Annotated in this window: 23 protein-coding genes; all 23 read right to left on the bottom strand. The window is 30.6% G+C overall.

The genetic code is table 11. The annotated features are described in order from the left end of the window. Positions 1 to 866: 866 nt before the first annotated feature. Positions 867 to 1,307, bottom strand: a complete 441-nt coding sequence (locus SJY17_RS02460; RefSeq protein WP_397363869.1) for a hypothetical protein — start codon at positions 1,305 to 1,307, stop codon at positions 867 to 869. Between the two features lie 157 nt (positions 1,308 to 1,464). Continuing rightward, on the bottom strand, positions 1,465 to 2,271 hold the full coding sequence (locus SJY17_RS02455; RefSeq protein WP_397363856.1) for a hypothetical protein: 807 nt from the start codon (positions 2,269 to 2,271) through the stop codon (positions 1,465 to 1,467). Positions 2,272 to 2,448: 177 nt separating this feature from the next. Further along, entirely contained in the window at positions 2,449 to 2,865 is a 417-nt protein-coding gene (locus SJY17_RS02450; protein WP_397363868.1) for a UPF0158 family protein, read from the bottom strand. After that, positions 2,858 to 3,202, bottom strand: a complete 345-nt coding sequence (locus tag SJY17_RS02445; protein WP_397363867.1) for a DUF3024 domain-containing protein — start codon at positions 3,200 to 3,202, stop codon at positions 2,858 to 2,860. Before SJY17_RS02445 ends, SJY17_RS02450 begins: the two co-directional genes overlap by 8 nt. Positions 3,203 to 3,366: 164 nt before the next feature. Then, positions 3,367 to 3,726: a hypothetical protein gene (locus SJY17_RS02440; protein ID WP_397363866.1), complete on the bottom strand. Its 360-nt coding sequence runs from the start codon at positions 3,724 to 3,726 to the stop codon at positions 3,367 to 3,369. Between the two features lie 389 nt (positions 3,727 to 4,115). After that, the gene (locus SJY17_RS02435; protein ID WP_299797095.1) at positions 4,116 to 5,186 is read right to left on the bottom strand and encodes a glycosyl hydrolase; all 1,071 of its coding nucleotides are present in this window, start codon (positions 5,184 to 5,186) and stop codon (positions 4,116 to 4,118) included. A gap of 152 nt (positions 5,187 to 5,338) precedes the next feature. After that, positions 5,339 to 5,923, bottom strand: a complete 585-nt coding sequence (locus SJY17_RS02430) for a CHAP domain-containing protein (RefSeq protein ID WP_397363865.1) — start codon at positions 5,921 to 5,923, stop codon at positions 5,339 to 5,341. A gap of 173 nt (positions 5,924 to 6,096) precedes the next feature. After that, the gene (locus SJY17_RS02425) at positions 6,097 to 6,648 is read right to left on the bottom strand and encodes a hypothetical protein (RefSeq protein WP_397363864.1); all 552 of its coding nucleotides are present in this window, start codon (positions 6,646 to 6,648) and stop codon (positions 6,097 to 6,099) included. 191 nt (positions 6,649 to 6,839) lie between these two features. Further along, positions 6,840 to 7,430, bottom strand: coding sequence for a ClpX C4-type zinc finger protein (locus tag SJY17_RS02420; protein WP_397363863.1), 591 nt, complete (start codon positions 7,428 to 7,430; stop codon positions 6,840 to 6,842). 163 nt (positions 7,431 to 7,593) lie between these two features. Further along, positions 7,594 to 8,553, bottom strand: a complete 960-nt coding sequence (locus SJY17_RS02415; protein ID WP_397362821.1) for a hypothetical protein — start codon at positions 8,551 to 8,553, stop codon at positions 7,594 to 7,596. 371 nt (positions 8,554 to 8,924) lie between these two features. Continuing rightward, a complete protein-coding gene (locus SJY17_RS02410) occupies positions 8,925 to 9,905 on the bottom strand; it encodes a hypothetical protein (protein WP_397363862.1) in 981 nt (326 codons plus the stop codon). Between the two features lie 3 nt (positions 9,906 to 9,908). Continuing rightward, positions 9,909 to 10,181 carry a hypothetical protein gene (locus SJY17_RS02405; RefSeq protein ID WP_397363861.1) on the bottom strand — a complete coding sequence of 91 codons (273 nt, stop codon included), beginning with the start codon at positions 10,179 to 10,181 and terminating at the stop codon, positions 9,909 to 9,911. 4 nt (positions 10,182 to 10,185) lie between these two features. Beyond that, entirely contained in the window at positions 10,186 to 10,638 is a 453-nt protein-coding gene (locus tag SJY17_RS02400; protein WP_397363860.1) for a hypothetical protein, read from the bottom strand. 241 nt (positions 10,639 to 10,879) lie between these two features. After that, on the bottom strand, positions 10,880 to 11,461 hold the full coding sequence (locus SJY17_RS02395; RefSeq protein WP_397363859.1) for a hypothetical protein: 582 nt from the start codon (positions 11,459 to 11,461) through the stop codon (positions 10,880 to 10,882). 145 nt (positions 11,462 to 11,606) lie between these two features. Further along, positions 11,607 to 12,407: a hypothetical protein gene (locus tag SJY17_RS02390; protein WP_397363858.1), complete on the bottom strand. Its 801-nt coding sequence runs from the start codon at positions 12,405 to 12,407 to the stop codon at positions 11,607 to 11,609. 242 nt (positions 12,408 to 12,649) lie between these two features. Next, positions 12,650 to 13,444, bottom strand: coding sequence for a cation transporter (locus tag SJY17_RS02385; RefSeq protein ID WP_397363857.1), 795 nt, complete (start codon positions 13,442 to 13,444; stop codon positions 12,650 to 12,652). A gap of 166 nt (positions 13,445 to 13,610) precedes the next feature. Then, positions 13,611 to 14,417: a hypothetical protein gene (locus SJY17_RS02380; protein WP_397363856.1), complete on the bottom strand. Its 807-nt coding sequence runs from the start codon at positions 14,415 to 14,417 to the stop codon at positions 13,611 to 13,613. A gap of 172 nt (positions 14,418 to 14,589) precedes the next feature. Beyond that, entirely contained in the window at positions 14,590 to 15,084 is a 495-nt protein-coding gene (locus tag SJY17_RS02375; RefSeq protein ID WP_397363855.1) for a DUF2947 family protein, read from the bottom strand. A gap of 161 nt (positions 15,085 to 15,245) precedes the next feature. Then, positions 15,246 to 15,896: a hypothetical protein gene (locus SJY17_RS02370; RefSeq protein WP_397362268.1), complete on the bottom strand. Its 651-nt coding sequence runs from the start codon at positions 15,894 to 15,896 to the stop codon at positions 15,246 to 15,248. A 144-nt stretch (positions 15,897 to 16,040) separates the two neighbouring features. Then, entirely contained in the window at positions 16,041 to 16,589 is a 549-nt protein-coding gene (locus SJY17_RS02365) for a hypothetical protein (RefSeq protein ID WP_397363853.1), read from the bottom strand. 267 nt (positions 16,590 to 16,856) lie between these two features. Next, positions 16,857 to 17,915 carry a HaeII family restriction endonuclease gene (locus tag SJY17_RS02360; protein WP_240550677.1) on the bottom strand — a complete coding sequence of 353 codons (1,059 nt, stop codon included), beginning with the start codon at positions 17,913 to 17,915 and terminating at the stop codon, positions 16,857 to 16,859. Next, positions 17,896 to 18,876 (bottom strand): DNA cytosine methyltransferase, encoded by a 981-nt coding sequence (locus SJY17_RS02355; protein WP_397363852.1) that lies wholly within the window; start codon positions 18,874 to 18,876, stop codon positions 17,896 to 17,898. The genes SJY17_RS02360 and SJY17_RS02355 overlap by 20 nt, the downstream gene beginning before the upstream one ends. Beyond that, the gene (locus SJY17_RS02350; protein ID WP_397363851.1) at positions 18,869 to 19,174 is read right to left on the bottom strand and encodes a helix-turn-helix domain-containing protein; all 306 of its coding nucleotides are present in this window, start codon (positions 19,172 to 19,174) and stop codon (positions 18,869 to 18,871) included. The genes SJY17_RS02355 and SJY17_RS02350 overlap by 8 nt, the downstream gene beginning before the upstream one ends. Positions 19,175 to 19,323 lie beyond the last annotated feature (149 nt).

Genomic DNA, 19,323 nt, shown 5'->3' with positions numbered 1-19,323 from the left:
TTAAACCGTAAAAGACCAAAAAAATAACCGTTTCACTGCTCATTCTACAGTCGTAAATAGAATAGTGCAGACGATTGTTTGAATTTTCAATTTCGTACAGCCAAATAATATTCTTTTTTCCAGTGTGAGTGGTTCAATGGACGGTAACGGTTTGTGTATGGTTTGTTGCGATTTTAAGCTACTAAATTACTAAAGATTAACGTAGCTGGCTCGAAATCCGCAGGATTTCATAAGCACAGACAAAACTAAGCAATAAATTATACATTTTGTTACCGACCGTTTTTGATTTTTTTATTATTTGTTCTGGTTTTTTATAATTCTCAGATCAAATTTTCATTCAGTTTTTCAAATCAGTTTTTCAATTACGTTTCTGTATCCACGTTTTTAAAATCACGATTCTATACTCATGTTACTATAATCACGTTTCTGCTTTTTCATTTTCAAATTCAGGTTTCTAAAATCACGGTTCAGTAGTTGCGTTTTTAAAATCACGATTCTACATTTACGTTTCCAAAATCACGATTTTATAATCCGTTTTAAAGCTCATTTTACTAAGTTAATTCAAATAAACAGACGATTATCAGAAATTGGAAATTCCCGACCAAATCATTTAAACCTTAAAAGACCAAAAAAATAACCGTTTCACTGCTCATTCTACAGTCGTAAATAGAATAGTGCAGACGATTGTTTGAATTTTCAATTTCGTACAGCCAAATAATATTCTTTTTTCCAGTGTGAGTGGTTCAATGGACGGTAACGTGTTTGTATATGGAAAGTTGCGGGTTTGCGTGCGAGGAATTTCCGAAGGAAATTCAGACGTAGCAAACGTGCAACGACCTTTGATTTAGCACAATACCAGCAATTTTTTATATACGGTGTTGTGCGTTCGTTTTTTTATTTTCCGCAATTAATTCAATCCGCTCGCAATTCAGTCGAAACATTTTTCCGTTTTCGAAAAGATAAATTATATCATCATTTTCATTCGGTTTTTTATGTTCCATAAATCCGTCATTTATTTCACGCGTTGATTTGGGAAAGAATGTAATTCCGCTTAATGTATTTTCGTCTTCTGGAAATTCCGAATTATCTCCATTCGATGAATTTTTGAACGTAACATTTTTGTGTAAAAAAGTCAGTTTTTCAAATTCATTTTCGTGAATCCAATCTCCAGTTGATTTTGTAAATTCAATTCGCACGTCATTTTTAAATTCAGTTATTTCTTTAAATTCAAAATTGTTATGCAAGTCAATATGAATTCCATTTAATAGAACTGCATAATTTTCTTCAATTTCAAAATTTGTTTTCATACTGTTTCTCAAATGACGCACAACGTGTTTGTGTATGGTTAGTTGCGTGGTTAAGCAACTAATTTAGTAAACAAATACGAACCAGGGAAAATTCCGAAGGAATTTTCCAGATAAGCACTTGCCAAAGCAATTAATTATACACGGTGTTGTGCGTTCGTTATTTATTTAGTTCATTAATAGTGTCAACAAGCCAATCTTCATTTACTTTTTTTGCTTTTCTATTTGTTTCTATTTGTTTTTTTATGAGAGGAATAAAGCTCTTGTCGTCAAACTTTACGATTGATTCTAAAATTAGAGAACCAAAATTGTCAATTTTTTCAAGCTCTTTTTTTAGAATTTCTGTTATGCGATTGTCTTTTCTTTGAGCCAAGCCTGAAATAGCCTCGAATCTTGCACTTTCGTCTTTATCCGAGATTCTATTCCATAAAGCAGTTCTGATTAATTCAGAATCAGTTTCGAGTTGTGTTCCTAGTGCCCAAGTTGCCCAATTTCTAATATCAGAATGTTTATCTTGACTTAATTCTATAAGAGTTCTTATAGCATTTTCATTTTCTAAACAAGATAACGCAAGTACCAATTCAAATCTAACATCTGAAAAACTATGGTTTTTGTATTTAACTAATTTTGAAATCCTGTTTTCATTAATATTTTCGTTATTATGACCAATTGAAGATAAAATTGCAGATATCACTTTTGGTGACTTTTCATTTTCTAATAGTTTGAAATATAAGTCTACTGTTTTCTTTTGTTGAAATCTTGGGTCAAAGCCTAATTGTGCTAGCACATAAATTCCAATAATTTTTTCCTTATCCCTTTCAGAACTAGCCAGTTTAAATGCTTGATTATAGACTTCTTTGTTTGGTCTCTTTCTTAATTCACTAATATTTTCCCAAAAAGTTTTTTGCGTTTTATTATTCAGCAGTCGAGTGAATATTTTTTCAGATGTCCATTTTTTTCGACTCATTTTTCTTTTTTCGAGAGTGTTGCTTTAATGACGCACAACGTGTTTGTACAAGATTAGTTGCGTTGGTTAAGCAATAAAGTTAATAAATAATTACTGACAAAGAAAATCCGCGAGGATTTTCGCAAGTAAGCAAAAAGCAAGCAATTAATTTTGTACGGTGTTGGGCACTGGCTTTTCTCATTTTAATTGATTTTCCACTGTTTTTTCTAATTCTTTTTGTTTAAAATCAAACCAAGATTGGCGAAATTCAGATTGGTCAATTGTATTCTTAAAATTCCGAAATGGTTTTTTATTTCCTAAAATATCTTGTAATTCCGACTTAAAGTTTTGATCGTTTAATTGCACGACAAATCGTTCCATTATTTTAAAAGATTGGAAACTTTCAGGTATTTCAATTTTTATAAATCCTGTTTTATTTCCATTTATCTTTTCCAAATCTTTGCAGAAAATTTCTTTAAATTCTTCTTCGTCTGAAACTTGTGAAAAATTTGGAATTGCTATAATTTCATTTGTTTTTAAATTATAATAGCATTCATTTCCGCAATCCAATTCTTGCGCAATTTCTCTAATTATATTCTGCTTTAAATTATCCATAGAAGCAACCGTGTTTGTCTTCCTTTATAATTTCAATAATTTTTCCTAAATGAGTAGATTCAGGAAATGGTTCGTAAAGTTCCCATTTTCCACTTGCTCGCATCCAATATAAATTCCATTCTTTTCTTGATTTATAATGTCTAATTTTTGCAAAATCAATTTGTTGCATTTTTTCTGGATTGTTCCATTCAGGTCTTATTTCAAATAGAATTACAATTTTTCCATCATAAGAATATCCAATATCTACTTGTTTTCGGATTTCAAGATTTTCTGGACGTAAAGATTCTACATATTTTTTTATTGTGGATTCATTTATGTCAATCGTTTTAGTTTTCATTAAGTTACAGTTTTTTGCTTGTGCCCAACGTGTTTGTGTATGATTTCGTTGCGTGTTTCAGCAACTAATTTAGCAAATACAAACCGAATAGAAAATCCGCGAGGATTTTCGTAAGTAGGCTAGAGCCTAGCAATGAATTATACACGTTGTTGCCATTTCGTTTTTTATTCCGCTATTATTTTTTCAACTTTTATTTCAATCAAATTCTCAATATTTTGTATTTGAGATTCAGTTAGATTATTAATAAACACAATAATATCTGGATTAAGATTGTTTGATAATTTTTTTAGTTCTTCAATTTTTCCTTTACTAATATATGTCCGAGAACTAAGAGGTAAATCTAACATTTTTGAGCCTCCTGGTTTTTTACTTCTAGAAACTCCTCTTCTTTGAACTAATTCTCCAATTATTTTTCCACCTTGATTTATAATTTGACTCCTAATAGGAATAAGATATTCTTCAAGATTTAATTTCAATGAAACCAATCCTGAAATAATTATTTTTTTTCCACTTATTTGGTTCATTTATTTTTTTATCAGCGTTGAGTAAATTCAGTTAGAGTGTTATTCCGCTATACTTTTCAATTCAGTTTCTGCTTACACAAACGAACTAAAAAATCCGATGCTATTTTAATTTTTATTTTACTCAACTATAGTCAGTTTTCATAAACTATAATTTTTCGATTCAGAGTGCGTTCCGAAATGAATGGCAACGTCTACGTATAAGAAACGTAGGGCAGTTAATATACACTATCGTTTCAGTTTATTACTTAGCTAAATATAAATATTTTGCTTTTATCTTTTCTACTATAAACGCCAAATTTTATATTTAGCGGACTTTGTAAATATTCACAGAACTTTCGGTTAAGCCGCAAATGCCCTATGTTTTTTATACTTTGTTACCTGCAGTTATTTTATCGATTGTTTAATTCTTTAAAAGTGAAATAATTCAGTTTTTTAGTCAATTCAGGATTGTTAATTAATCCAGATTCAGAGTGAGCAGGATTGTTAGTTCCTTCCACTAACTTAAAAAAATATGCTTCTTCTATTTGTAAACTGTCAATCGTTCTAATGTAATATTCTAACCTTTCACTTTGATACGTTTCTGAAATAGGTTCTATATTAACATTTGGACCTCCAAACTCGGTAATAATAATCGGTTTGTTAACCATCGTTTTAAAATTGTTAAAATATATTCTCCAGTTTTCTGCATCATCATATAGATGAATATCAACTTCATTGTAAAGTGCATTTTGTAAAACATAGTCAATTCGGTTTACGACTGACTGAATTTCCTGACTATTACAGTTATTATCTAAAAATTCTCTGTTGTATAAAACTCCTTCATCGTCATAAAATTCATCAATGACGCCATTACAACCTGCTAAAAATCTTAAAGAGATTGCAGTAAACCCACCTAAAACAAATTTTGTTTGGGGTGAAAATTGTTGAATTGCATTGTAAACAATATTATTCACAGTAACAAAATCCTGTTCACTACCTATGTACCAAAAATCTGATTGCCATTCGTTTCCGAACTGAATTTTAGATATTCTATTTGGATAGCGTTGTAGAAGTTGTTCAATATAGTTTTTGAATTTCTGATTATCATTAAAAACACAAGAATTTCCATTTTGTTGTGAGCCACAAGCCCAATCTGGACCATTTGATTGTATTGTTAAAAGTAAATCAATTCCATTATTTTCAGCCCAATTAATTCTTTCATCAAGTGGCTCCCAGTTAAATTGACCTTCAAAAGGTTCTCTAAAACTCCAATCTTCTCCAATACGAATAGAATTTACGTTTAAGTCATTTAATAATGGTGCTGTAAATATTCGCTGTTCTTCGTCTGCAACTGGCGGAAACGAAATTCCCAAATCGAAATCTATTGATTCATCTATTGTAAGCTGATTGTTGTCATTCAATTTTTCATTTGAACAGCTCGTTAATAGTAATATGATTATTATTTGCAGTATCATTTTCATAATTGCAGGTAACGGTTTTGTGTATGATTTCGTTGCGTGTTTCAGCACTAAAGTTAGCAAATAAATCACAGATAGAAAGTCCGCGAGGACTTTCGTAAGTAGGCTATAACTAGCAATGAATTATACACGTTGTTGTAAATAGTACTTTTTCGCTATTTTCTTAACCAACCTAAAATTCGGTCATTTTTTATTTTCCATTTTCCGCTTTCATTAATCAAGTCATATTTTTCTCTTGAATTTCCAAAAGGACCAGGATTCTGTTGAATAATCTCAACTTCGTTTTCGGTTACTTTGGAAACAATTGAAACGTGTCCATATTTATTCAGCGTTGTTGCAGAATAAATGACTAAATCATTTACTTTCGGTTTGGATTTACTCGAATTCTTATACTGCTTTAAATTCCGCTGTTTGTTTATTTCTCCATCCTTGATTTGTGAGTTGAAAAAGTCTTTTGCGTGACCATAACTGTCAGGCATTTTATGATTCAGTTCTTCGTAATAATATCGTTTTACGAATTCCACGCATTGATATTTCAGCCCAAGATTATAACCATCTTTCGATAAAGTTCTTCCGTCCACATTTCCAACTCCACCATTATAATAAACTGCAACACCATTCAGACTATCAATTTTTTGTCCGACTTCATAATTCGGATTTAGATTGATTTTTTTAGAAATGAAAAACCCAACAACAAGTAAAATCAGAATTCCAAATAAGAGTAAAAATCGTTTTTTCAATTCGTTCGTGATGTTTTTGGGTATTATTTACAACGTTGTTGTATAAGCTTTGTTGCGTTGTTTAAGCAATGAATTTACTAAATAAAACACGAACAGCGAAATTCCGAAGGAATTTCCCAAGTGATCTAAAACTAGCAATAAAATTTATACGGTGTTAGGCACTGGTTTTATCTTTATTTATATAATTTTTCTATTTCAGGTTTTGCCTTTAAAATCTTAATTTTTTGAATTAAATCATATTGACAGATTCCGTAAATTTCAAATATGTTTTCAAATTTTTCATAAAGATTTAATAAATCCTTTTGTATATCATGTTTCCACCATTGAGAAAATAATTCATGTCCGAATTTGTTTCTAAGATCATTAATTTCTTTAATTTTCTGTATTAGTTTCTTTTTATTTTTAAATTCAATTTTATATTTAAGTTCATTCAGAACTTCACTATAGGAAACATTTTCCTTGAAAGATTTAAATTCCTTCTTAGTAGGGTAAACTGCTAGTTTTTCATAGAAATTTGAATATATAATTAAAACTTTCATCATTTCAATACATAATTGTTGATAGATAAATAATGCTGCAATTTTTCCTTCATTCTTATTTTCATGAAGATATTCTTCAGCGGAAGCAGCAAGCATACTAAAAGGAGTCATATCATCAGTCCATTCACCTTGCAAATTTCCTTCTGTGTTTTTTAAATATTTTATTATTTCTTCTTTATAGTCCACTTTATACTATTTTGAGCGTCATTTAGTATACTAAATTCAATAAATTTCATTCTATCTACAAGGATTTTCGAACAACTTGTGCCTAACGTTGATGTGTATGGTTAGTTGCGTGGTTAAGCAACTAAGTTAGCAAACTAATCACAGATAGAAAATTCCAGCGGAATTTTCGTAAGTCGGCAGTGACCTAGCAATTAATTATACACGGTGTTGCCAGTAGTTTTATTTATTAATTCTAACAACTCAGTTTCTGAATAATTCATTTCTTTTTTTAAAGTCTGCAAAGCCATAATTGCACAACTATCGCATATTGCTCTGTTACTTATTCCTCCAGCGATAAGTAGATTTACAAGTTTTTTGTTTTTTCCACAAATAACACAATGGTTATGATTCAAACGCTTTGTAATAATTCCATCTTCTTGAATCAGTTTAACTCCATCAAATTCTCCAAAAACTACTGATTCAAAACCTTTTACATAGTTAACTCCAAAACCTTTTCTTTTGTTATTAGACCAATTTCCAACATAATAGTCACCGGATTTCCATTTATACATTCCAATTCCTTCTCTCTTTTTATTCTTAAAATAGCCTAAGTAAATATCACCACTTTCGAATAATGCTTCTCCAAAACCATTAGGCTCATTATTTTTTTGCTCACCTCTAAATGCAAAAGGTTCACCGTCTTGATCGGTTAATTTTATTTCTTTTTCTGGATTGAATTCTGAATTAACATCAGGAATTTTTCGTTTAGTCAATAGTTTTTTAATGGTCTTGGCTAGGTTCATATTCAGATGTTGATTTTTGTTTTAATTACTGGCAACGTTTTGTGTATGGTTAGTGGCGGATTTAAAAGTACTTAACTTTCGGTTTAGTTCTTCGTTTATTAAATGCCAAGAACTTGATATTCAGCAGTAAGCCGCCATTAACTATACACGTTGTTGCCATTAGTTATTTTTTCGTTAGTTCTTTTTCCGTAATTTCTATTTCCTGAATTGTCCCTGACTTACTTGCTGTGAGATTATTTGCAGAATTTATAACTATGAAGTAAAAAATCTTATTGTTGAATTGAATGGATGGCGGAAAAACATTGCTGTTATCAGCTAAATTGAAATTCAATTCAGCTTTGTCCATATTAAATATCACTAAATAACCAACGTCTTTATTGTAGTCGTTTGCATACTTTACGATTTGGTTAAATCCATCTTTTATTCTTTCTTTTCCATACCCTTTTTCTCTGTCGAAAATTTTTATCTCAACTACCAAAGGGTCATCCGTTTCAATTTCTCCTATTATATCAGCTCTTCCAGAGGCAGAAGTTGGTGTAGAAAATGGATAGTCGATTCCTTGGTCAAAAAGGAATAATCTTAAATCATCTTCTAATATTTGTTCATAGCTTTTGTCTGCTGTCTGGTACTTGTCGAAAAGTTCCTTTTTTGTAAACCATTCTGTTCGCCTTTTATACTTTTCTAATAGGTAAATTGTTGAGTTTGATTTATCAAGCTTATCGTGTAAATAATAGATTATTGGTGAAATATAATCCTCAACAATTTTGGTTTTGGTTTCGTTGAAATCTCTACGAGAAAATATAATTAGATTATGTAGGTTATAATTTCCAGCTTCTTTAATTATATATTTCAGAAATTGATAGCAATAAGCTGTTTGGTGTATTTCGGATTCAAATTCCATATCGACACCTCTTCTTTCGCGTTCAGTCTGTTTGTCAAACTCTTCTTTAGTATAAGTGTGTTTAATTATCGTCTCTTGAATAAGTCCCTTTATTTGTGAGTTCGAATCAAGATTGTTGAGTAAATATTTTAATTGATTACCAAATTGAGCGTATGGTGCTCGATATAATCTGTTTTTCCATTCTTGTAAATCAGTTCTTAAATTATGGTTTGAGTAGCTCATTTTCCGAAATTCTTTAATGTGTTTTCAAGTTCTTTCAATGCGTCCGTCATACTGTCAATTCCTGTGTGGACAGAAGCTTCACTATCGGAAAGTCTTATTTGAATTTTACAATTATGGCAGTAAATAGTTTTCTCAGTTTTAGCATCAATCAACTGTATTTCATCTTGATATCCACATTTTGGACATTCCATATCTACCCATAAGTTGTCGAAGTCTATCATTTTCTAATTAATGGCAACGTGTTTGTGTATGGTTAGTTGCGTGTTTAAGCAACTAATTTAGTAAACAAAAACGAACGCGAGAAAATTCCGAAGGAATTTTCCAAATAGGCAACGACCAAAGCAATTAATTATACACGTTGTTGTGTGTAGTTATTTATCTATTAATTTAACTAAATCATTATGAATTTCAATGATTGACCTATTATCTCCAACTTCTACAAAATCATAAATTGAAGAAAGTACTTCTTTATTTTGTTCAATGAACATTATATCTTGTTCGACTGATGTAATTCTTCTTTTTACTTCATCTCTTGAGAAGTTACGATGCCAAGCTCTTCGAGTTAAATCTTGAATTGAAGCATTAAATAAAATGAACTGAACATTTATTCCCAGTTCTTTCAGAAAAGCATTAGCTTTTTCCGCCATCTCAAATTCTGTAAAGATTGAAAACAATAGATTATTTCCTGTTGCGTCTCTAACAAATTGAACTTTGTCAAAGCCATATTGATAACTTCTTTTCTTATAAGGAAATAACACATTTCCTTTTTCTTTTAGGCTATCAAATCTTTTTTCAGTCATAAATTTATAATATTCTGAATCGTGGTTTCTTTTTTTTCTAGTAGAAAACTTCTTTAAGACGTCAGAATGCCTGTATTTATTAAATTGGTGTTTTTCCAATAATTCTAATTGCACATCTTTCCCTGTTCCAGAAGCACCAGCTATAACTATAAATTTAAAATCTTTAGAAGGTTTAAATGTTTTGCTTTGATTATTAGGTATTGCTAGATATGTTGAAATTGTATTTTTTAATAAATTATGTTCATCAATTAATGCTTGATGATTTGCAATAGATGTCCATAGCATTTGTCGGTTTTCCTGAATTATGTTAATTAATTGAATTCCATCATCTTCAGTTATCCTATTTTCTAATCTACTATCTAATTCCTCAAATTTATTATTAAGATTTTTATCTCTTACTTTTCCTAAAAGTAGTGAATCAACTATTGGTCCAATTGTAGGTTCAAGAATTCCTAAAAGAATACTAACTTTTTTGTCCTCTGCAATTGAACTTAATTCAGGTGATTCTTTTATTTGTTTTAGGAACCTTTTTATGTTTTCAAATTTCTTCATTATTTATTCTACTTTCAAAGTCATTACACAGAAAGAAAATCCATCGTGAATTTTTGGGTCGAACATATTCGCTGCGGTTTGTACTATATAATTACCTGGTCCATATTCCCTTTTCCAAAGTTCTTCATCTGCAATATCTTCAGCCATTTCATTAGTCACTTTTATAATATCTCCAGCTTTTGGCTCGTCTAAAAAAGTATAATTAATCCAAAAGTGTCCACTATTATTAGATAGTTCCTCTACACTTTTATGAATCCAAACTTTTGATTTATACATAGGTTTAATTTATTGAATCCGTTTTTACTCTTTCTGTTATTTTTTGATTTAATTGTTTGAGTTCCTGATTTTGTTTTTCCAGTAATTCAATTTGTTCAGTTTGCCAGATTTCATCTGATTTTTGGTCAGATTCTGCAAATCCTAATGCTTTATTCCCGATGAAGAGAGTTATTAGAGCTAAAGCAATTGTTAGCCCAGTTAATAACCAATTTATAAATGTGGATTTTTTATTTTGTGCGTTTTCTTTTTTAATTAAATCTAAAAGTCCAGACTGAATTCTATTATTAAGTTCTGATTGTCCCAGCTCAATCATTGATACATAGTAATTTGCTCCTAAACTAACATTTACGTTTGGTTTGGTTACAATTGTAGCTCTATGAGCACAATCAGAAATCACTTGCTGGATTTCTTCATTCGACATCTCTTTTGGGAAGGTATTCGGAATTTCTAATTTCATATTTTTATAACTATCTGACTCATAGTGATTTTAGCATTCAATTATTTGTATTAAAAATGGAAGAAATGTTACATTCATACGTTCTCCGTATAATTACACACAACGTGTTTGTGTATGGTTAGTTGCGTGTTTAAGCAACTAATTTAGTAAACAAAAACGAACGCGAGAAAATTCCGAAGGAATTTTCCAAATAAGCAACGACCAAAGCAATTAATTATACACGGTGTTGTAAGTAGTATTTTTATTCGCAATAATCTTTAAATTCCATCTTTTTCAGTGCTTTGAAAAATTCCGCTTGAGTGGATTCCGATAAATCATTTCCATAAAAGCTCATTGATGTTTTATTATTATTCTTTCTGCTTCCTTTTATACTGTCAATATAAATTCCGCTCGCACCAAAACCTTTGTTGGTTGGCTCAATAAATTTCCCTGAAAAGCAAGCAATACTGTCTTTTGTAAATTTATATTTTAGATATTCTTTTGCGTCATATTCAGCAGTAAATTCATCATCGACTATCAAATGTTTTACCTTTTCTAATCGACTCTTTTGGTTTTCAGAAAATTCAGAATATTCGGTTTCACTAAACACAAGTATTTCAATATTTTTTGTCAAATCTCCAGAATACCAACCCAAATCAAAAATCAAAGTATCTTGTTCATTCGTTACTAATCCGCCAACATAACTGTCGATTCCTTTAACTTTGTATTCTTTCCAGTTTTGAGGTACAGTAATTTCAAACGAGCCAAAGTCAATCGCTTTATATTCAGACTTTTCACAAGAAAAAATCAGAACCAAAATTAGTATCGATAGCGTTTTTCTCATATTACTTACAACGTGATTGTATATGGTTTGTTGCGTGGTTTAAGCACCTAATTTAGCAAATAAAAACTGAATAGAAAATCCGCGAGGATTTTCGTAAGTAGGCTAGAACTAGCAATAAATTATATACGGTGTTGGCGGTAGTTTTTTATTCAGTCCAATTTTCAATTTTTCCATTATCTTCAATCCAAATTTCCAAATAAACACTTTCCTCAATCGGTTTACCATTCATTTTCAGAATGTCAAATTTCAAATCTCGCAAGCCTTTCATAACAGTTTTAAGACAAAAATTATATTTATTTCGTTCCCAAAATTCCTTTATTTCCTTTTTCGTTTGATATTCAGGCATAATTACTTTGGTAACTTCTCCTTTTTTTCCAATTGTAACAAGATATTTTTCAGAGCAATCAAAGTCTTTTTTGTTTATCCAGTTTAGTTTAGACAATTCATTGAACATAACTTTAGAAATCGTATCTCCATATTTTCTATTAATTCGTTTTGGGTTATCTACATAATTCTCAATTTTGGAAACCTTAAGAACTTTTCCACTTTGCACTTCAATCAATATTTCATTTTCAAATGTTTTATGAAAAACTCCGTCCCATCTCAATAATTCTCCATTTGGTATAGTAAAATCGCCAGAGAACCAATCTATAAATACTTTTCCGTTGATTTGCTTATTGCCAAAAATTTCATTAATTCTTTTTTCAGATGCTGATTGGTCAATTTTTCGTTCTCCACAATCAATAAAGTTTTTAAGAAATAAACTGTCATTTTCAATCAAATAAATTGCTTGATAACCTCTCCAACAATTTAAAGAAGCACCTTCTCTAAATTTTAGTCCGAATAAACTTCCCTTATCAGACTTTTCTATTTTCTGAAAATATTTTTCAAGTATTAAATTATAAATCGGAATTGTATCTCCTTTGTAAATTATGTAATCTGGCATTTGAGGACTTGCAAAACTATTTTGTGATAAAAATAGAATTACAATTATTAAAATCGACCTAAAAAATTTCTTGGTTTTTCGCATTTTCAAATTACCGCCAACGGTTTTGTGTATGATTAGTGGCGTGTTTAAGCACCTAATTTAGCAAATAAAAACCAAATAGAAAATCTGCAAGGATTTTCGTAAGTAGGCGAGAACCAGCCATTAATTATACACGTTGTTGTAAGTAGTGCTTTTTTAGTTCACTTACTTAATTTCAAAATCCGAAATGCTCCTTGAATTACCAATGCAAAAACAATTGTTCCGATAATCAAATCAGGTTTATTAGAACTCAAATAATGCACTAAAATTCCTGCAATAATTACTCCCAAATTGATAATCACGTCATTCGAAGTGAAAATCATACTCGCTTTCATATGTGCTTCTTCTTTGCTCTTTGACTTTTGCAAAATATAAAGACAAATTCCGTTTGCAATAAGTGCAAAAATCGAAACTATAATCATTGTTGAAAAATCGGGAAGTTTCTCGTTTCCGAAAAATCTTCTCAAGACTTCTACAAATCCAATAATCGCAAGTATTATTTGAAAATATCCAGCAAGTTTGGCAATCCGTTTTTTCTTTATTACTGTTCCGCCAACCGCAAACAAACTAATTCCGTACACAAAACTGTCCGCAAGCATATCTAAACTATCGGCAACAAGTCCCATAGATTTTGAGATAATTCCTGTTGTCATTTCAATAATGAAAAAAGCAAAATTTATGGCAAGTACAGACCAAAGTAGTTTTTTCTGATTTTCGTTTTCTTTAAATTCCGTTTGGTCGGTTTGTTCCGTTGAGATTTTTTTTCCACCTAAATTCAATTCGATAACGGACTTTTCGATTTGGTCAATTTCTCCGCTGTGAAAAACGGTCAATTTTTGATTCGGAATATCAAAGTCCAAATTCGCAATGCTTGAAATTCCGTCCAATTTCATTCGGATAAGATTTTCCTCTGAAGGACAATCCATTTTGGTAATTTCAAATATTGTTTTATTCACTTGGTTTCTGGGTTTTTCGGCATTACTTACAACGTGTTTGTGTATGGTTAGTTGCGTGGTTAAGCAACTAATTTAGTAAACAAATACGAACCAGGGAAAATTCCGAAGGAATTTTCCAGATAAGCACTTGCCAAAGCAATTAATTATACACGGTGTTGTGCGTTCGTTATTTATTTAGTTCATTAATAGTGTCAACAAGCCAATCTTCATTTACTTTTTTTGCTTTTCTATTTGTTTCTATTTGTTTTTTTATGAGAGGAATAAAGCTCTTGTCGTCAAACTTTACGATTGATTCTAAAATTAGAGAACCAAAATTGTCAATTTTTTCAAGCTCTTTTTTTAGAATTTCTGTTATGCGATTGTCTTTTCTTTGAGCCAAGCCTGAAATAGCCTCGAATCTTGCACTTTCGTCTTTATCCGAGATTCTATTCCATAAAGCAGTTCTGATTAATTCAGAATCAGTTTCGAGTTGTGTTCCTAGTGCCCAAGTTGCCCAATTTCTAATATCAGAATGTTTATCTTGACTTAATTCTATAAGAGTTCTTATAGCATTTTCATTTTCTAAACAAGATAACGCAAGTACCAATTCAAATCTAACATCTGAAAAACTATGGTTTTTGTATTTAACTAATTTTGAAATCCTGTTTTCATTAATATTTTCGTTATTATGACCAATTGAAGATAAAATTGCAGATATCACTTTTGGTGACTTTTCATTTTCTAATAGTTTGAAATATAAGTCTACTGTTTTCTTTTGTTGAAATCTTGGGTCAAAGCCTAATTGTGCTAGCACATAAATTCCAATAATTTTTTCCTTATCCCTTTCAGAACTAGCCAGTTTAAATGCTTGATTATAGACTTCTTTGTTTGGTCTCTTTCTTAATTCACTAATATTTTCCCAAAAAGTTTTTTGCGTTTTATTATTCAGCAGTCGAGTGAATATTTTTTCAGATGTCCATTTTTTTCGACTCATTTTTCTTTTTTCGAGAGTGTTGCTTTAATGACGCACAACGGTTTTGTATAAGAATAGTTGCGGGTTTGCGTGCGAGGAATTTCCGAAGGAAATTCAGATGTAGCAAATACGCAACTACCTTTATTTAAGCACAAAATAGCAATTATTTTTATACGTTGTTGTAAAACGTTTTTTATTCCGTTGTTAAATTTTTAGATATTCTTGTCCAAATATTAGCTACTTCAAAATGTCGGTAAAACATTATCCAATTTGTTTTTTCCGAAATCAGAGTTACATCATCAGAACTCGGATATAAAAAATCAGACCAATATTTTATGAATATTTTTTTTGATGTTTTCAGCGTAATGTTCCGATGCCAAGTTATTATTATTTCTTCGTCCCATTTTTCCAGAGTCAGTTCGAGTTGGTTTCTAAACCGCTCAATTTTCTCATCACTTTCTGCATTCGCACTTATCCAATCCGTTTGAGTAAATTTTTCTCTTAAATTATATTCCTGTTCGAAATAGTCAATGACCTTATTCAGTCTTTTCGATTCCATTACAGAAACTGGTTTAATTTGGTTTTTTTCAGATTCAGAAATATCAGGACAATGAGTTTTTTCAAATCTCCAGCCTAATTCAAATTCATTTAAAGCAACTATTTCTTTATCGTCTATTACTATGTTCAATGGTTTGTCTAAATGTTTTACAACGGTTTTGTATAAGATTAGTTGCGTGGTTTAGCAACGAATTTAGCAAATACAAACCGAATAGAAAATCCGCGAGGATTTTCGTTAGTAGGCTCGTACCAAGCAATTAATTTTATACGTTGTTACCACACGTATTTTATTTACGAAATCCAAGTTCCCTCAATTTTATCTATTATCCATTTTCCGCTGTCATTTTTCTTGATAAAAATTCTAAAGCCACTTCCGTTTAAAATTCCCATAGTATAACCTCCATTCAGCACGCCAGTATTTTTAGTTTTGTCAAATATTATTCCACCAAAGTGAATGCTTGCTGCAATAAAAAAGTCATATTCAGTTCGCCAAAATTCACGTCCATTTGGGAATTCCGAGCGATATTTGAATTTAATCTTTTCATTGTTTGATTTCAGTCTATTAAGGTCAATTTTATATTTTTCAAATCCACCAATAGAATCAGAAATCACTAAATATATTAAAGCATTATCTCTTTCCAGAAAGTCTTTTTTTCTTTCCCATTTTTTAATATCGTTTTTATACTTGTCAGTTTGTTTATAGTCCTGAATTCCTTTGTCAATATCGTTTTTATATTCTTCTTTTTGGAAAAATTCGGGCGGTGGCGGTGGTGGTGGGGCTAGTCTTTTCTCGTAGTAGATTGAATCTAAAATAGCAGGAAATACTTCGTAGAAAACGTTTTGTTCAAATTCCGTTTCACTTATGACTTTTTCTTCTTTACAATTCCAGAAAAACAAGGTCAAAATCGAAAAGACGAATATTGATTTCAGCGTTTTTTTCATATGTGTGGTAACGTTGTTGTATAAGATTAGTTGCGTGGTTTAAGCACTAAAGTTAGCAAATAAATCACAGATAGAAAGTCCGCGAGGACTTTCGTAAGTAGGCTAAAACTAGCAATTAATTTTATACGGTGTTGGCAACAGTTTTTATATTTCAGTTTTCATTTTTTTCGACTTCTTCTTTTCTTTCTTTTTTCGCTTTTCCTCTTTTTCCCACTTCATTAATTCAATAAAAAATATTGGAATAAAAACCAATGAAATTAGAAACAATATTGCAATTAACTTATTATTCGGAAATATCGAAATTCCTTTTGGATATGTTATTCGACTTCCTTTTTCTCCTTCGTCTAATAGCGTTTCTCTTAATTTTAAAAGTACGTTTGTTTTTTCCAATGAAGTGGAATTTTTAGTTTTTTCAAGTTCTAGTCTGCTTGCTTTTAAATTGCTGTACCAAAAACCTAAATCCTCATCTGGTGTTTTATAAATTATTGAAGTATAACCATTTGTCAAATTATTTTTTTCAATATATTCTAAAGCAGTTTTTAATTCATTCGAAGCAAGTTCAATACTATTTGCATCTGCAGCTCTTTTTAAATGACCTGTTAATTCCTGTTTAATTATAATATTCGAATAAATTCTGAATACTACTAATGACACAAAAATTAGAAGTAATAAATATCCTAAATATTTTCTCATAGTTTCTTTTTTTAATTGTTGCCAACGTGTTTGTATAAGATTAGTTGCGTGTTTTAAGTAATGAAATTAGTAAATAAAACACAAATTTAAAGTCTGCGAGAACTTTCGTAAATAAGCAAAAACTAGCAATTAATTTTATACGGTGTTGTACACTGGCTTTTTCTTTCCGCAAACTTGCTAGCGTTGGGAAAGACATACTCTTTTGCAATTTTTGGCTTGTGTGGTGGCTGAAGCGAATTGCAAATGTGTATGGCTTTTAGCGTTGGCTTATTTCCAATTTTCATCTGTTAATTTATCATAGCCTCTTCCTTTATAAAACTCCATAAAGTCCGAATTGTCTGCTGATGGAAATTCTAACATTATTTCGTCACTTATTGATTTTAATAATTTGTCTCCAATTGCATCTGCAAAACTTCCTCTTAATGCTCTTTCGTACCATTCAATTAATTCAGATTCGGTTATTATACTTTGTATTCTCGATTTCCATCCAAGTTGATTAAGCAATGATTTAATTACAGATTCTTCGGAATCTTTACAAACAATTACAATTCTGTCAGAAGTTACAGTTGCAACAATATCTTCCGCAAGTTTTTCATTAAGCGACAAATGTTTTATTTGAATTGCTGGACCAAAATTAGCCCACATATCAAGACCTCTGTCAGCTGCATTTGTTACACCAACTCTATTAATATTTGCTTTTGATTTGAAGCTTGTATTTTCTGAATTTATACAAATTACTTTTTCTGCAAATGATTCAAATTCCTTTAAAACGTCAATTTTAGCAGGATTTAAACTAACTTCAATATTAACGTCAAGTTCATCCACTATTGCGCTAAATAACGAGTAAACTATAATTTCATAAATTTTGTCAAGACTTCTCCTTAAACCTGGTTCTTTCCAAAAAAGGTCGATAAATTCTTCTAAATCAAAAGTCTCTTTATTTGCATCACGAGAATAGTTTAAAGCAGTTGACATTTGTCCATATCGTTGTTTGAATCTGTCATAAATGTAAGATTCGACAATTCCGTTTTTATTTCTGTTTTCTTCTCCAAGAACAGAAATTGCTGTAGGTGGAACAGCTGCAACATTAAATAAGTCATCTTGATATTTAGCAGAAGAAGTACTTGTTCTTCCAAGAAATGGAATACAAATTAAATCTCTCCATTTTTTAGATTTTGTTCTGTAAGTTTCTAATTCGGATAAATCGATATCTTGTTCAACTCTATCTCTGTATAATATTTCAGCTATTTGAATTGGCTTGTATAGATGTACACGAGCTTTTCTAATAATGTTGTCTAAAGACGCTTTAGCTTCCGTAAGTTCCATTTGCGATTGATTCTAATTCTAGTTGTTTATAAATTTGTTTTGGTTTGTTGTCTTCTATTGCTTTTTGAATTTGTTTTGCAATAAGTTCAATGACTTTTACTGTTACGCTGTTTCCTGCAATTTTTCTTGCTTGAGTATAGACAACATTTATTTTAAAACTATCTGGAAAACCTTGAAGTCTCAACATTTCTCTACCTGTTAATCTTCTCTCTCCGTTTACTAATAAATAATTGTAACTTCCTCCTGCACGTAATGCGCAAGAATGTGGAAGGGCAGAAATATTTCCACCAATATTTTCGTGCCAAATAGATGGATAAGGTGCATTCGGTTTTACTTTTGATAGTCTTTTTTTCTTGATTTCTTCACTAACGTAATAGTTACTTGGAATATCTTTTTCAGGCTCTAAAATGTCTTCTAAAGTCAATTTAGTTCCATCAGGTTTTGGAAATTGAAAATGTATTTTGTCTTTAAAACCAACTATATATATACGTTTTCTTAATTGAGGTAAGCCAAAATCTATAGTATTTAATACTTTGTAATAAACTGTATAACCTAAACCTTCCAATTTGTCTATTATAACTTTAAATGTTCTGCCTTTATCGTGAGTAACTAAACGACTAACATTTTCAAGTAAAAAACCGTAAGGTTTTTTTTCTTCTAATATTTTTTCAATATTAAAGAATAATGTTCCTCTTGTGTCTGCAAACCCGAGTTGTTTTCCTGCAATACTAAAAGGTTGACAAGGAAAACCTGCTAAAAGAAAATCGTGGTCGGGAATATCTTTTGGATTTACATCATTTATATCTCCAACTGGTCTTTCTCCGTAATTTTCTTCGTACATATCTTGTGCGTGTTTGTCCCATTCTGATGAAAACACACATTCAGCTCCAATTTTCTCAAATCCAAGTCTTATTCCTCCAATACCTGCAAAAAGGTCAATTATTTTAAGTTTTTTATCCATTGTTTTGAGATTTTAAATATTGTATTTTTTCTTCTGCTACTTTTAGAGCTTGTTCAGCAAATGGCTCATTTTCCAAGTCGTAAACAACCTTGTCACTTAACCAAGCGATTAATAAATCGTTTTTATTAAGTTCAAAAAAGTTAGCAAACTTAAACACTTGTTCTTTTGTCGGTTTTCTTTCTCCTCTTTCAAATTTGCTAATAATTGCTTGGTCAATGTCGAGTTCAGCTCCTACGTGGCGAAGAATATAATTTTTTTCTTCCCTTGCGTTTCTAATTATTTCTCCAAATGATTTCATAAGACAAATATTATTTTGACAAAAATAGTCAAATTATTCGAATTATTGTCAAAAGCGTTGGGAAATTTTAGCTCTTTTGGTTTTTCGAGCGTTGGAATTAAGTGTTGGCAAAAACCAAAAGTGCTAAAATATGCGGCTGGTTTTAGCTT

Origin of the sequence: Olleya sp. R77988 (genome assembly GCF_044594215.1) — a bacterium.
Taxonomy (GTDB): domain Bacteria; phylum Bacteroidota; class Bacteroidia; order Flavobacteriales; family Flavobacteriaceae; genus Olleya.
Note: the sequence above shows the minus strand (reverse complement) of the source record. Positions and strands in the feature narration are given on the sequence as shown.